The 15011-nt window shown below is 36.4% G+C and carries 11 protein-coding genes; 8 read left to right on the forward strand and 3 right to left on the reverse strand.

Annotated features, from left to right (window positions below; translation table 11 throughout):
* The 7 genes from D0907_RS19275 to D0907_RS19310 all read left to right on the forward strand — a co-directional run bounded on the left by D0907_RS19275 (position 1) and on the right by D0907_RS19310 (position 12616).
* Entirely contained in the window at positions 1-2946 is a 2946-nt protein-coding gene (locus tag D0907_RS19275; protein WP_118845128.1) for a TonB-dependent receptor, read from the forward strand.
* A gap of 512 nt (positions 2947-3458) precedes the next feature.
* Positions 3459-3734: a CRISPR-associated ring nuclease gene (locus D0907_RS19280; protein WP_118845130.1), complete on the forward strand. Its 276-nt coding sequence runs from the start codon at positions 3459-3461 to the stop codon at positions 3732-3734.
* Between the two features lie 193 nt (positions 3735-3927).
* On the forward strand, positions 3928-6051 hold the full coding sequence (locus D0907_RS19285; RefSeq protein WP_118845132.1) for an AAA family ATPase: 2124 nt from the start codon (positions 3928-3930) through the stop codon (positions 6049-6051).
* A complete protein-coding gene (locus D0907_RS19290; RefSeq protein ID WP_118845134.1) occupies positions 6051-7349 on the forward strand; it encodes an McrC family protein in 1299 nt (432 codons plus the stop codon). The genes D0907_RS19285 and D0907_RS19290 overlap by 1 nt, the downstream gene beginning before the upstream one ends.
* 532 nt (positions 7350-7881) lie before the next feature.
* Positions 7882-10398, forward strand: coding sequence for a hypothetical protein (locus tag D0907_RS19300; RefSeq protein ID WP_118845136.1), 2517 nt, complete (start codon positions 7882-7884; stop codon positions 10396-10398).
* Between the two features lie 79 nt (positions 10399-10477).
* On the forward strand, positions 10478-11452 hold the full coding sequence (locus D0907_RS19305; RefSeq protein ID WP_118845138.1) for a helix-turn-helix transcriptional regulator: 975 nt from the start codon (positions 10478-10480) through the stop codon (positions 11450-11452).
* Between the two features lie 63 nt (positions 11453-11515).
* Positions 11516-12616: a cell division protein FtsZ gene (locus D0907_RS19310; protein WP_118845140.1), complete on the forward strand. Its 1101-nt coding sequence runs from the start codon at positions 11516-11518 to the stop codon at positions 12614-12616.
* Positions 12617-12687: 71 nt separating this feature from the next.
* Here D0907_RS19310 and D0907_RS19315 read toward each other — a convergent pair whose 3' ends face one another.
* Positions 12688-13050 (reverse strand): hypothetical protein, encoded by a 363-nt coding sequence (locus tag D0907_RS19315; protein ID WP_118845142.1) that lies wholly within the window; start codon positions 13048-13050, stop codon positions 12688-12690.
* A 381-nt stretch (positions 13051-13431) separates the two neighbouring features.
* Between D0907_RS19315 and D0907_RS19320 the strand changes: the two genes are divergently transcribed.
* On the forward strand, positions 13432-13686 hold the full coding sequence (locus tag D0907_RS19320; RefSeq protein WP_065978819.1) for a YfhL family 4Fe-4S dicluster ferredoxin: 255 nt from the start codon (positions 13432-13434) through the stop codon (positions 13684-13686).
* Positions 13687-13750: 64 nt separating this feature from the next.
* Here the strand turns inward: D0907_RS19320 and D0907_RS19325 are convergent, their stop codons facing one another.
* Positions 13751-14002 (reverse strand): TIGR03643 family protein, encoded by a 252-nt coding sequence (locus D0907_RS19325; RefSeq protein WP_036972356.1) that lies wholly within the window; start codon positions 14000-14002, stop codon positions 13751-13753.
* Between the two features lie 45 nt (positions 14003-14047).
* Entirely contained in the window at positions 14048-14932 is an 885-nt protein-coding gene (locus D0907_RS19330) for a LysR family transcriptional regulator (RefSeq protein ID WP_118845144.1), read from the reverse strand.
* Between the last annotated feature and the right edge of the window lie 79 nt (positions 14933-15011).

Consider the following 15011-nt stretch of genomic DNA (forward strand, 5'->3'; position numbering starts at 1 on the left):
ATGCTAATAAAATATTGGGTATTGGGATTATTATTGCTGTCGAGTGGGGCATGGGCGTCACAGCTGAGTCAATATCAGGTTAGATTTGAACAGCAGTCTTTAGAGGAAGCTGTAAACTTGTTTTCTCGGACTGTTGAACAGACAATTTTATATGATCCTAACCTTATTCAAGGTTATAAATCAGGCCCAGTTAGTGGAACTTTTACAGCGCGACAGCTAATTTCTAGATTACTTAAAGAGACGCCACTGTGCGCGAGTGAAATTAATTCTGGTTGGGTATTGTCAATTTGTCCTAAACAAAAAAAATCACAACCTTCTTCCGTACCTGTGTTAAAAAACACTTTCGTTTCTCAAAGCTCGCCTATTCCCGAAGAAATCGTTGTTATGGGATTTCGCGATTCATTAAAAAAGGCGAGTGAGCTCAAGCGACTGGCATTAATCTCTCAGGATTCAATTTTAGCAGAAGATATTGCTGATTTTCCGGATTTAAACTTGGCTGATTCTTTACAGCGAGTGTCAGGTGTTTCTATCACGCGGGAGGCAGGAGAAGGAAGGCAAATATCATTAAGAGGACTTGGACCTGATTTTACAAAAGTAACAATCAATGGCATTGAAGCTCTGGGCATGACCTCATCGCCAATGGATGCTAGAGGAGCTGTATCACGTACTAGGGCATTTGACTTTAACTTATTTTCAGCTGAATTGTTTAGCCAAGTTGATATACAAAAATCGTACGTCGCTTCCATGCTTGAAGGCGGAATAGGCGGTAATGTAACGTTAAGCACCCCCTTACCTTTCGATTTAAAAAAGCCCGTTAGTATTTTTTCATATCGACATGGTATCAATTCAAATAATCCGCAATCAGATCCCCGAGTATCTATGATGTATTCTGGTTTATGGAATAACTGGGGTGGATTAATTTTAACGACATACTCTGAAAGGAACGCTACAGAATATGGAACAAATACAACTCGTTGGAGGCAAGAAAATAAACAGTATGTTGGTAAACTAGCCCACCAGCAAGAGTACCTCGATAGATTAGGTTTATGGTATCCGAGGGGACATCGATACTCCTTATGGAATAACAATCAAAAAAGGTTGGGAGTTACAGCTGCATTTCAATTTAAGCCTAACAGTAAATTCGAGACTGCAATACACCTACTGTATAACTCGCTAAAAAATGACTTAGATGAACATCATCTTGCGGTTAAAAATAACAACCGCGTAGCAAATGTAATCTGGGAAGAAAACAATACTGAAAATGAAGTAATTTATGCAGAGTATCCAGATGCATCATGGAGAATTGAAAACCGTAAAGATTTTAATGAGTCAGTTTTCAAGCAAATTTCAATTGATACACATTACACTGTAAAGAATGATTTGAGTTTAAACCTTGTTATCGGGGCAAATGACTCAGACTATCAACAGCCTAAATTAAATAAAGTTAATATTATTGCGGATGATCTACATATCATAACTGACTTTAGGCAAGATCCTTTTTATGGTACTAGTTACTCACCTAATTTTGATACAACTAATCCTTCAAAATTTAAAGTAAAAGATCTCTATTTTCAGGAAAATTATGTCGATACAAATGTATTTAACTCAAAAATAGAGCTTATTTACGATGTAAATCATGAGGTAGAGCTGCAATTAGGCTTAACTCATAGTACTTTAAAAAATTCAGGGCATGACCGAGTATTTTCTTATTATCCGACTGCTGAATCAGCAGAACATGGTGAGAGTGGGTTATTGTCATCGAAAAACACACAGGTGTTTAGCCAACATCCAGATTTGGAATGGGTGGAAGCCGATATCGATGAAATTCAATCTTATTATGGCCTAAACGATCTTTCATTAAGTTCTGAGTATGTTATACCCTCAACAAATTTTAATGTGGAAGAGAAAACAAACGCTTTCTATGCAGTATTAAAATCAGAAAATAACACTGATACTTACCCTATAAACTACCAAATAGGCCTGCGTTGGTTTCAAACAGATTTAAGCTCTATTGGGCTTTCAAAAGGTAATCTAACTCAACGTGATAGAAGTTACGCAAAATGGCTGCCAAGCTTCAACGTGGTTTGGGACTTTGCAGATGAGATGTTGCTGAGATTTGGAACGAGTAAAAATATTACACGCCCTTCGTTATCTGATTTGTCTTATTCTGCGAATGTTTCTCAAGCATCGAGAGCGGAAGGTGAAATTGGGAATATTTCAATTGGAAACCCTGAACTAAGCCCGTTCGAGTCTGTGAATATTGACTCGTCCTACGAATGGTATTTTAATGATCAAGGCCTTTTATCATTTTCATTATTTTATAAAAACATAAATAACTTTGTCATTGAACAAGTCGATTTGATCAAATACAGTGAATTGGGGTTACCACCCTCATTATTACAAAGTGGGGACTCAATTGATGACTTATTTATGGTTTCAAAACCAGTTAACTCAGACTCATCCACCATAAAAGGCTTCGAAGTTTCATTAATAAAAGACTTCGATTTCTTACCTTCCCCATTTAGTAATTTTGGTATCAATGCAAACTTTACTTGGGCAGATGGAAAAACCCTTTATCGCAACGTACAAGGCTCCGGTAAGAACCAGTTCAAAACATTCGCGGGCTTATCAAACCAAAGTTATAACCTAACTTTTTATTATGAATCCGATGATTGGGAAGCGAGAATTTCATCGGCCTATAGGAGCAACTACATACTTTCAGTAGAGTCTGGTAATACAGACCAAGATGAGTCTGGTTATCATGCTACAAACTATATTGACTTCTCGGCGAAGTATAAGCTTTCTGATCAACTTGAGCTCACATTTGAAGGTTTGAATCTGACAGATGAAAGGCAAGAGCTGTATAGTGATTCTAATGATCGTGCTTATAATACAACTAAAAGCGGTCGTAGCTTCTTTTTAGGATTTACGTTGAAGTTAGACTAACTTTGCAAGATATAAGTGCTTAATAAAAGACCCAATTAATTTATTAACTCCCTTTTGTGTATTTAGTTCTCTTAAACATCTACAAAGCCTACTTTTAATACTTCTGTGTATTTAAAAACCTAATTTTTAACCTTCAAGTGCTTTACTAGTCTCACTGTCTAATTAGGTTGGTATTTCCTGACTACAGTTAATCATTCAATCTTGAATGATTAGAGAGTGATGCGGGTGTGTTGTTTGATCTAGATCTGAGTTCACTCTGATAATACGAGTGAGGGAATTGTATGCAAATATACTTTTCTATTTTGGTAATGCAAAGCGTATTGCCAACGATAATGTAAGGCGTGGCTTGAGGGCAATGAAGGAGTAGCGTGCTACTCTTTTTTTAAATTTAGGTATTAGAGAAAGTTCGCAAAACATTTATCGTCAATAAGTCATAAAAATAGCATTCGTCTCATACTTTTTGATTTTATTTAATATTCAGATATCATTCAGTTTCGTCAAAAGGAAATTGAATGAAACACATATTACTCATCATCACAGGGGCTAGCCCTCAAGTACTTACAGAAACCTTGTTTGCTATCCATAAGCAAGGCAAAAGTCTGCCAAACGAAATCTATGTCATCACAACGCAAAGTGCCAAACCTTTGCTGGTAGATGGGCTATTCAACCAAGGTCATTTTCAACAGTTATTAACAGACTACAAATTGCCAGAGATTGAGTTTTCTGAGAAAAATATTTGGCTTATTGAAGATCAAAACGGTCAACCTGTTTTTGATGCCAGTACTTAGGATATGCCATGTGACAACTTCCACACTGGCGCATGACAGGTGAAAAAATTAAGCAAGGATTTAAACGTTATAATTAATAATCTAAATGTATTTACGGAATGCAAAGCCATATAAATAGCGATGTATTAGATGCATCGCTACAGTTATTGAAGCTAGCATTATTGTGTAGCAAAAAAATATTAAAGGAGTGACAATGGAGTTTGAAGAGTTTTTAAGTACTTATATGAGTGAAATTAATTCTGAGTTCTTAAAGTCTAGAAGTAGTGATCAGCAAGCACTGTTTACTGAAGTTTATGGTTTGATTCGTCAGTATTTCCCACAGTGTGATTGCTACACAACACACAACGCCAAAGAAAAAAAACGTTTCTTTAAGTTTGGTGTAAAAGATAGAAACGGAAAGGGAAAGCCACGAATTTCAGTAAGTTTTTTTGCAGATACATTAAGAGTATCTGTTAATAGACATTTTTTTAAAGAAAGAAAAATTATAGAACCAAGCTCAATTGAAGAGCTATCGCCATTTTTAGAAAATATAAAGGATCAATTAAATGGTGAAATGGATGGGGCCCAAAGAAACCCTAAAGATTATTCTGGGGATGAGGAAGCCACAGAGCAAGATACTACAGAGCAACAGTTCATTAATGATAGCTGTGAGTATGACGATTCTTTATGTCCTTTAAACCAAATTTTATATGGCCCTCCAGGAACAGGTAAAACTTATCATACAATTGAAGCCGCAGTAAGAGCCGCTGAGCCAGAGAAATACAAAGCGCTAAAAAGAAACCCTGCTATGAGTACAGCAAAAACACAAAGAGAAGAGATTACAAAACTCTACAAATCTTTGGTAGATGATGATCGTATTCGTTTTGTGACATTTCACCAAAGCTATGGGTATGAAGAGTTTGTTGAGGGGCTTAGCGCTAAAACTGAAAATGAGCAGTTAAGTTATTATAAAAAAGACGGCATATTTAAAGAGATATGTAATGTTGCCACTAAACAAGTTGATTTAGACACCGATAGTTTAATTAATCCAAAAGGAAATGTTTGGAAAATATCAATAGAAAGTACAAACAAAAACCCTGCAAAAACTTATAGTTATGAAAACGATATCGCAGTCATAGGCTGGAGTGATACTGGTGACTTAAGTACGGGGGAACGTAATGATTATTTTAATGGACTTGGTTCTAACAATCAGAACTCATTGACTTCATTTACTCAAGAAGCTGATGTTGGCGATTTAATTCTTTGTATAAATAGTAAATCTTCAATTGAAGCGATTGGTGTTATAACTGGAGATTACTTTTTTAATGAAAGAGGAGTGCCAACAAGGCCTGATTTTTGCCACCAAATTCCGGTGAAATGGTTAGCTAAAGATCTTTCAATTGATTTAAAAAGCTTAAATGATAGTAAGAACTTCCACATCCCAACTTTTTGTTTACTTTCCAGGTTTAATGTAAATAACACATTATCATATTTACTTGAGCAGGGTATCAATGTAGAAACTGCACATAGAGTAAAACAAGCCGACAACTACGTTTTAATCATTGATGAAATTAACCGAGGAAATATTTCAAAGATCTTCGGTGAGTTGATCACTTTAATCGAACCATCTAAACGTTCAGGAAAGCATGAAGCCCTTGAAGTGAGGTTGCCATACTCTGGTGATAAATTTTCAGTACCAGAAAACCTTTATATCATTGGCACTATGAACACAGCTGACCGTTCATTAGCCATGATGGACACGGCACTGCGCCGCCGTTTTGATTTTGTTGAAATGATGCCACAACCTGAGTTGTTCAAAGATAAAGTGGTTAAGGGGATTAATTTAGAACAGTTACTTAAAACAATGAATAAGCGTATTGAGGTGCTTTACGATCGAGAGCATACATTAGGGCATGCTTTTTTAATTCCTGTTTTAGACGCTTTAAATAGTGAAGATAGTTCTGAAGAAAAAGCCTTTGGTGAACTTAAAAACACGTTTAAAAATAAAATCATCCCGCTACTTGAAGAGTACTTTTTTGAAGATTGGAATAAAATTCGCTTAGTTTTAGGTGACAACAGAAAAGAAAAAAGTGAATTAAAACAATATATTTTTGTGGAATCTAAAAGCGAAGAATATAACCATATTTTTGGTGAAAATCATGGCTTAGAAACCTACGAAGACACTAAAACCACATACACCTTAGCTGATTTTAACGCTGAAGGTTCAGTATGGAATAGCCCGAAAGCTTATCAGGCTATTTATGATGATACATTGCTTAAAAGGCCTGCGAATATTAGTGATGATGCAGGTGAAGTTATACCTTTGAGTGCTCAGTAATGTCGGAAGTTAAAAAGCAAACTACAGTTTTTGAGTTTGGCTATTTAGGTAATGATGATGAGATAAGTGTCAAAGCGCAAGCATCACCTAAAATACAACCTATTTCTGGAAATGCATATAGATATTTAAGAAAGTTATGTTTATGTGATGACTCAGAAAGTCGATTTATGCGCTTGGGGCAAGTTGATAACTGTGAAGTATTACAAGTTAAAAACTATGCTGGTGTGATTTTCACACCCGATGGAACTCAAATAGAGGTATTGCCTAAAGTAGCTAAAAATAGTGATGAAAGCACCTCGCGCGCGTCATTATTAATGATGCTTAAATCACTTAAGCAGTTTAGGCACTTACAAACTAATAATGCTAATTTAGCTGAAAATAAAATACCTTTACTAGAGGTTTTTATTAGCCAGTTTTTAGCCTCTGTAAATACCTTAATAAAGCGCGGGCTTAAAAGTGACTATGTACTAAAGGAAGATAACGTTGCCTTTTTAAAAGGTAAGCTTTTGGTAGGTAAACAAGTTAAGCATAACTTTATTGATAAACATAAGTTTTATGTTGAGTACGAAGAGTATTTACAAGACAGGCCGGTTAATCGATTAATACACACCGCACTTGTGAAGGTGAAAGGTTATAGCCGCTGTGCTAATAACCAAAAATTACTGCAAGAGTTATTATTTGCTTTTGCAGACATACCACTAAGTAATAATGTAAAAAATGACTTTGCCAGCGTTAAGCTAGATAGAGGAATGAAGTATTACGAAGCCCCACTGGCGTGGACAAAGCTAATTATTGATGGGTTTTCCCCGTTAACTTTGCAGGGCAAAAGTAATGCATTTTCGTTGTTGTTTCCAATGGAAGCAGTGTTTGAAAGCTTTGTTGCTCAGTATTTAAAAAAGCATATAACCGGTATTGGCGAGTTGTCTGCGCAGGTTGGCTCTAAATCGTTAGTTGATTACGATAGTATACCTTACTTTTTACTAAAGCCTGATTTATACATATCACGTAAAGTGGATAGTGACATTGTTTTGGATACTAAATGGAAGGTAATAAACGAGAAAAATTCAGCGCGAAGAGACAAGTTTGGTCTCTCTCAAGCTGACTTTTACCAGATGCTTGGCTATGGCCATACTTACTTAAAGGGTAAAGGCTTTCTAGTGCTTATTTACCCAAAAACGGAAGTGTTTACTAGCGCGTTCCCGCACAGTTTTAATTATGAAGGTGACACGTTAAAGCTCTGGGTTGTTCCTTTTGATATTAATCCCAAAAGTGAAAACCGTATAGAGTTACCGTTTTGAGCGTTAAAAAGTATACAGTCATTTTACGTGTAAAAATTTAAGGTTAAGTATTATGTTGATTGATAAAAATAGAATTAAAAACGGAGTTGTTGAAGAATATAAAAAGTCAGGAATTGATTAAAGCTAGGGCTTAGTGCATCTAGCCGTTCTTACGTTAAGTGCATTAGACACTTTAGGGAAGTTTGAAGAGTTATACGGCAATTTGTTTATGGTCAAGTGTGGGAAAGAAAGGCCTGCTCTAAACTCGCATGAGTTTAGGTATTTGATTGAAGAAATAAATGAGTACTATGTAATAGTAATGGAATTTCCTCAGAACTTAAAAAGGGAATTATCTTTTGAGTTTTAATATGATATGTAGGATTTGGTTTGTTGGTTTGTTGGTTTGTTGGTTAGTTTTCAAGAATATTTTCGAAACACTATTAAGCGATATACCTTTTTTGGTGCGTAAAGGCTAAGTTAATAACTGATAATTTTTGGCTGTTACTTTGAAAGGTTATAAATATAAATTTTTTAACAAGGATGGAATAAACTCATGCCTAATTACATTTACCCAGAAGCAATTGAAGCTTATGCAGCATCTAAGTTTAAAAAGCTACCAGCGGACTACCGAGACTTAATCGTTTCTAAAACAGTTAAATATGCAAAAGCAAATGACTCTTTTGCTATCCAGTCCCAAATAAGTAAAGATCATTTACCAGACTGGGCGAATTCACTATTGAGTAAAGGTGAAGAGGTCCATCGCTTTAAACCAAATGAGCAACTAGAAAAAGACCTACATAAAATTACAAAGTTTATCAATGAACTCGTTGAAATTAGTAAAAAGAAAACTAAGGGCGATTTACATGCAAAAGCACTAAAAAACATGCGTTCCATTGAACACTCCCATTTTAAAGGCTTATTAAATCTTGCTGAAGATTGGTTTAGAAATATTGACCGCAAGGTGTTTTTAGAAAATACAAACGAAGCAAAGAAAGACTTGGACCTAGGGGATTACTTCTGGTCACCTGCAAGCCAAACTTCAGAAATAGAGCGTTGGGGCCAGCGATTGGGAGGGAATTGCTTAGCAGATGGCCATTACCATGATGAGCTTGAAAATGGTGAAGTTGAAATTTGGGGGCTGTTTTCTCGTTCTGAAAATTTACTAGCTGTAGCTGCTTTTATGGATAATCAGTTAGCGGATTTTGAGAGCAGAGGTAAAGATGGCGATGAACGATTAGAAAATGCAGCTCAATATAGAGAACAGTTACTTGAGCTTATTAAGTTCAATAATTACAGCGCCACATCCGAAGATGCTACCGAGGTTTTGGAAATACACGGCCAAACAGATATAAAAATATATAACGACGATAGTCCGGCTTATGCCATGTTCGATGAAAAAGAACAGACACTGTTAATATATTCTAAATTACTTAAATGTATCATCCCCTTTCAGTTAGGCTCTATTTGTGAGCAAACATCACCTTCACTTCAGTTTGATATTGAATATGAACTAAATAGAGATGTTTCCCCTGAGGTAATAGATGAAATTTGCGTAGCGTTAATTCAAGCTTACGATAACAAAATCACGCCAGAGTGGTTTGATCTTAGCCAATTACAAGAGTTTTCAAGCAGTGGTTTATATTGGAAAGACCCAACAGCAAATAAATTTTCTACAGATTGTAACTTTGTATTTTCTGAGTTAGACGGTGAGCTATGGTATCAGTACTCTAAATGGGGGGTAAAAAAATTAATCAGTCATGACCTAGATGGCTCACACGTTGTCGATAATAGAAATAGATTTGCTCAAAGATTTGCAAGTAAAGAACAACGAAATAGAGAACTTAAATTTATTTGCAAACATATTGATGCGTTTCCTGATCTCATGCACAGTCAAACCGGAAATGTACACCTTACCCCTACTATCTCTAACGGGAAAGTTCTAAAACCAAAGCAAGGGTGGAAACTAATTGATGAATCAGAAGATCAACGAATTAAAGTATACGAAAGGGTCGTAGATGATTACTTTGAGACATTACAGACTAAACAAGTAATTTGCTCATATAACAGTAAACTCAAAGCTGGCTGCTTAGTAAGGCAGCTATCAGCAAGAAAGCATGACGTTAAAATTCAAGCGCCAGGTAATAGCCCTGAAGCATACGAATTTATGATGCAAAACATCCCTTGGAATAGCTATTCTGATGAGTACTCAGAGCATAGCATTCGACATAAAGACAATCACGTTAATGATAGTTTTTTAAATAAAAACGGTAATGGAATTATTCCTGATGAAAATGTTTTAGGAACTCCATATAAATATAAGGCTTACAAAAATAAAGCTTTAATTTTTGATGAAAACAACCTTCTTCAATTAGTTTTTTTATTGAAGGGTGACGTTATTACTCACGTTTACGAATTAAGAAAGAGCAAAAAATTAGCCAAAGACTTTTTTAAAATTATTGAAGTTCTTCATTATCAATTAGCAGACAGTATTAAAGAATTAAGAGTGTTGGGAATTAAAAATAATGTAGATGAATTAATTCAAACCATTAGATACGAAAGTAATACAATAGAAATTGTTAGATTTGATGACACGCTAGAAATAAACTACCAAAGTGAAGACGACGATGTTTGCCAAGTTGTTATTGATACTGATGAAATTTCTGTTTTCGGAAGTATTGCTTCGAAAGAGCAATATGATGATATGAGGCAGGCTTTATTATTTACCTTAAATTTAAAGCCATTAATTTTTTCTCATTGTAGCTTGAGCACATACGAAATTTTAGTGTTTTTTGGCATTATGCTTTGCTCAATAACAAACGAGTTTTTCCTTGAGGACCTTAATGAAGATGATACCCCACCAGAGGGGTGGATAATCAATCAAAACGGTATATCGAATAGATTATTTGATGAAGAGCAAAGCTTATTCTATAAAGATGGGCAATTTAATGTGAACTACCACAACATAGATTTGTTTACTAAAAATCAGCAGGCTATTAAAGAGCTTTTAAGTTGGTTTGAAAGCCGTATTGAACCATTAGAAGAGCACTTTGATTTAGTATTTAATGAATAATATTTTTAAAACTAGGTTGAGATATTTTTATAAAAACTCCGAAGATGATGAAATATAATTACATAATTAGTGTTTTACCATGAGCTCACAACGCCATTTAGCAATTCTAGAGCTTTTGCCTTCACAGCCAAGCTCTATCTCTATTAACCAGCTTAAAAATAAACTCTTTGATAGTGGCATTAAGCTCTCTACTCGCATGCTACAACGCGACCTGCAATCTTTATACGAGCAAGGCTGTTTTGGCCTTGAAAAAGACACGCGAACAAAGCCTTATGGTTGGTCTATTAGTAAGGAATGGCGTGGAAATTCGACAGTGATGAGCACAGAGCTTGCTCAGCATTACTTAATGCTTGAGCAGTTACTGCCGCAAAATATTCCTGTAGATATTAAACAAGCAATTCATGCTAAAGCTGATATTGCGTTACAGCGACTAAATGGCATCAAACCTGAGTGGTTAAAGCTAAAAAGTAATAGCTCGATTGAGGTGAATCTTGACAGCAAGGTTGTTGAACAAATCGAGCATGCAATAAAACATAATCGTTCAGCTAGTGCTGAGATTTATCGCGTTTTATATGACCAAGCGCACTGGTTGGCCTTTTCTGAACTCAGTTTTTATGGGCTTGAGGAAGACAATGGTATTTTAATGGCGCAGTTTATGGTGGGTGAGCTTCACGATAAATGCTATCAAATGCCAGTATATCGGATTCGTAATGTTAAGGTACTCCAAAAAACACGGCGTGAACCAAATCTTGAGCAGTTAAGCTCATTACGATTGGCAATTAATAAAGGTAAACGCCAAGAGCCAATTAACTTGGTCATCAAAGTGCCTACTCAATCGGCAATTAATCAAGGGTTTATAGAGCTTGGAGAGCTAATCGAAAAGCAGCAATTAGACGCACAAACCTCCTTACTCACTTTTAAAGTAGATGATACTCAACAATTAATTGATGAATTGTTTAAATTAGCTCATTGGTTAGAGGTCATCGAGCCTGTGGTTATTCGTAACAGAGTCATTAAAAAAATAAAGGCTGCCGCTAATATTTATAATCAGTAAGTTTAGGTGCGTCAAATATTGACGCACCTTGTTGCTATGCTCTTTAAAAAATAAGGAGCTGCAATGTTTGAATTAGTTGAAAAGTTAGATGGCTTGTCTATTGGCGTGTTTGGTATTGGCGGCTGTGGCTGTAACACAGTTAATACCATTTTTAATGAGGTTCAAAATCCACAAACGAAGTTTTATAACGTTAATACCGATAAGGTTGTATTAGAACACTCTCAAAGTGATGACTTTGTGTTGATAGGTGCAGAGCTTACAAACGGCTATGGTGCTGGTGCAGACCCAGCAATAGGGCTACTCGCCGCACAAGAAAGTGAAGAGCAATTATTAACGCTTATTAAAAGCTGCGATATTCTTTTATGCGCAACTGGCTTAGGCGGAGGCACAGGTACAGGCGCAAGCCCATACATAGCTAAGTTAGCCAAAGATCTAAATAAGCCCGTAATCTGTATTGCCACTTTACCCTTTACCAGTGAGGGGGACTTTAGGCGAAAAGTAGCCGAGCAAGGGCTTGATGAATTAAAGCAATATGCTAATGCTGTAGTTACTTTGCCAAATGATCAACTTATTGAAGTGCTAGGCAATGACATAGGCTTATTTGATGCCTTTAAACACAGCAATCAAATTTTACATTCTTTAATTACGTCTCTTATTGATATGTTGTGTTATCAGGGATTAATTAACGTAGATCTTCGCGACTTTCAAAGAGTAATGGATGCACAAGGCGATGCCGTCTTGGGGGTAGGTAAATGCGCCGATGAAAGCGATTTACAAACAGCTCTTACGCAAGCTCTGAGCAACCCTCTGGTTAGTAGTGTTGATATGAGTACAAGCACAGGTGTTATTGTACAAATTAATTGTGTCGATGAGATTTCATTAGGCAGTTACAACACCATTATGGATACAGTACGCCAACAAGTGAGCCCGAATGCGGTGGTTATTTGCGGTGCTTCCAAAATAACTAGTCTTGCTAATAATTTTGAAATATTAGTGATTGCTACAGGTGCAAAAAGTAAGCTTATTAAATCTAATTTATGGGAAGAAACACCACCTCAAGCCGAACCAGAAAAAGCACCTAAACGTGTTGTATCTACTAAAAATGATATTTTTGATATTCCAGCATTTATACGTAGCCAATCCCCCGCACCTTCAGGTAAATAAATAGCTTTGTAAATTTTAAGCGCTTATACACTGTGTATCAGCGCTCAGGTATAGGTAGTATTTAACTTTTACTAAATGCTAGCAAAGCAATGGTAATGAGGATCTGTAAAGAATTTGACCTTTCTATCCAACAAATAAAAATTAGCTTTTATCTCTTTAACTATATACTTTTTAAACAAGCTTTTGTCTAAATAGACATACGATGTATTGAGCTTTGTATTAAAAATAACTCGGCCTCTGGGAAAGTTGTAGTAGTCACTGTTGAATAGTGTTAACCCAAACAATTGGTAAATATTATTCTCCTCCCATTCGACTTGGTGTTGCAGTGGGCTATCGATAAAACCAAGTTGATCTGCCTTTAAGTCGATAGCATTTTGTGCTTTATAGACTAATGTGTTTTCAACGAACCAAAAAATACCAACTTTGCTATTCATATAGGACTCCTAAATTTATATCTCCCGACATTACTCGGTTAAGTCCAATTTAGAACCCTTCCTCATAGCCCCATTTCTGCGAAAAATTTGTTTTTTATGTGGATTTTGCTAACAACGCTGGTAGGGATAAACCAATTCTAAATGTTATAAAACAGCTCACTAATCTCCTTACACAATTTGTGCTCAGTAGATAGTTGCTAACTACAGTTAATCATTCAATCTTGAATGATTAGAGAGTGATGCGGGTGTAGAGCTTGATCTAGATCAAAGAATGTTTGCTCATTGCAAACTATATTACGCGGCTGCAATTTTTGTTATGTTTTGAAATTTTCGGTGAAGGTTTTAAAAGCGTAACTTCTTTATCTTCCTGTAAGGTTTGTCATGGCATTACTCATCAATAACAAATGTATTAACTGTGATATGTGTGATCCAGAATGTCCGAACGAAGCTATTTACATGGGCGCAAAGATTTATCAAATTGATCCTAATAAATGCACTGAGTGTGTCGGGCATTATGATAACCCGACCTGTGTTAGTGTGTGTCCTATTGATTGTATTAAGCCTGATCCAAATCATCGCGAGTCACTCGATGAGCTTGCTGAAAAATATGTACAGCTAACAACTGAGGCAACATAGCTAAGTCTGTTTGGCGTTTTTTAACAACGAATCGCCTTTGTACTAAACCGATATGTCTACAGGTTTACCTGTGCTTATATTGGGTCTTACAGTAACCTCTTGAGATATCGGGGTGGCGAAGTTTTAAATGTTTGGTTTGCCTGCCTGTTGCGCGTTTTCGCCAGAGTCTAAAGCTTGAGTTTGTTAGCTGCTGGCGCATTAAAGCGATCACGCTTTTTTCATTTAAGCCAAATTGTTGCTTTATTGCTTCGAACGGGGTTCTGTCTTCCCACGCCATTTCAATGATGCGTGATATTTCGTGGTCTAAGTGCTGCATTACGACTCCTTTTTGCTAGTTGTACGTGCCTGCAGCGCATTTAGATTACAAAATATCGTGATGCCACTGCTCTGCTAAAAAGTCGATAAAGGCTCGCACTACATTTTGTTGAAAATTTCGCGATAAATACACTGCCCATATATGTGAACCGACGGTTGTATACTCTGGCAGCACTTTTATAAGTTCACCGGATAACAAATGATCATTCGCTAAATCGCAGGGTAAGTGAGCAATCCCCATTCCTTGTTTAGCTGCTTTGAGTAATACGCCCATATCATTGGCGACTATGTTGCCCTTAACGGTGACCTTTTGTGTATTACCGTTACGTTGAAACTGCCACACGTTGTGTTTTTTATGGACAAGGCAATTATGTGTGGCTAAGTCATTGGGGTCGCTTATTGTATCGTGCTGTGTTAAATACGCCTTCGATGCACATACCGCTGTTGCTATATACATAAGCTTGCGAGCAATTAACCCTTCATCAGGCTGGTGGATATAGCGCAGGGCAATATCTACGCGGTCATCAACAAGCTGCGATAGACTATCGGACAGTAATAACTCAAACCGAGTTTGTGGATGGCGCTTGGTAAATGCTTCAATGGCATCAAACAGTTTATGTTGCCCAAGACCAATGGGAGATGCGAGTCGAATTGTACCGACTAATTCATTGTTATGACTGTGAGCACGGCTTTGTAAGTCAGACACTTGATTTAATATTTGCTGACAATAGCTTAGCGCTTCTTCGCCTTGAATAGTTAAACTGACTTTGCGCGTTGTTCGATGAAACAATCTTAAATTAAGCCACTTTTCAATATCTTGAATATGTCTTGATACTTGTAGTCGGCTTAAACCTAAGTGTTCAGCGGCCTGTGTAAAACTCCCTGTGCGCGCCACTTCGACAAAGCTTGTAATTGAATTGAGTTTATCCATTGGTATCTTAATATGAAACAATGTGTATCTATGTAGTGTATTTATCAGTAAATGATGAACAAGTAAACTGCTGTTAATG

The sequence above is a fragment of the Pseudoalteromonas lipolytica genome (genome assembly GCF_003515105.1).
Classification (GTDB): domain Bacteria; phylum Pseudomonadota; class Gammaproteobacteria; order Enterobacterales; family Alteromonadaceae; genus Pseudoalteromonas; species Pseudoalteromonas lipolytica.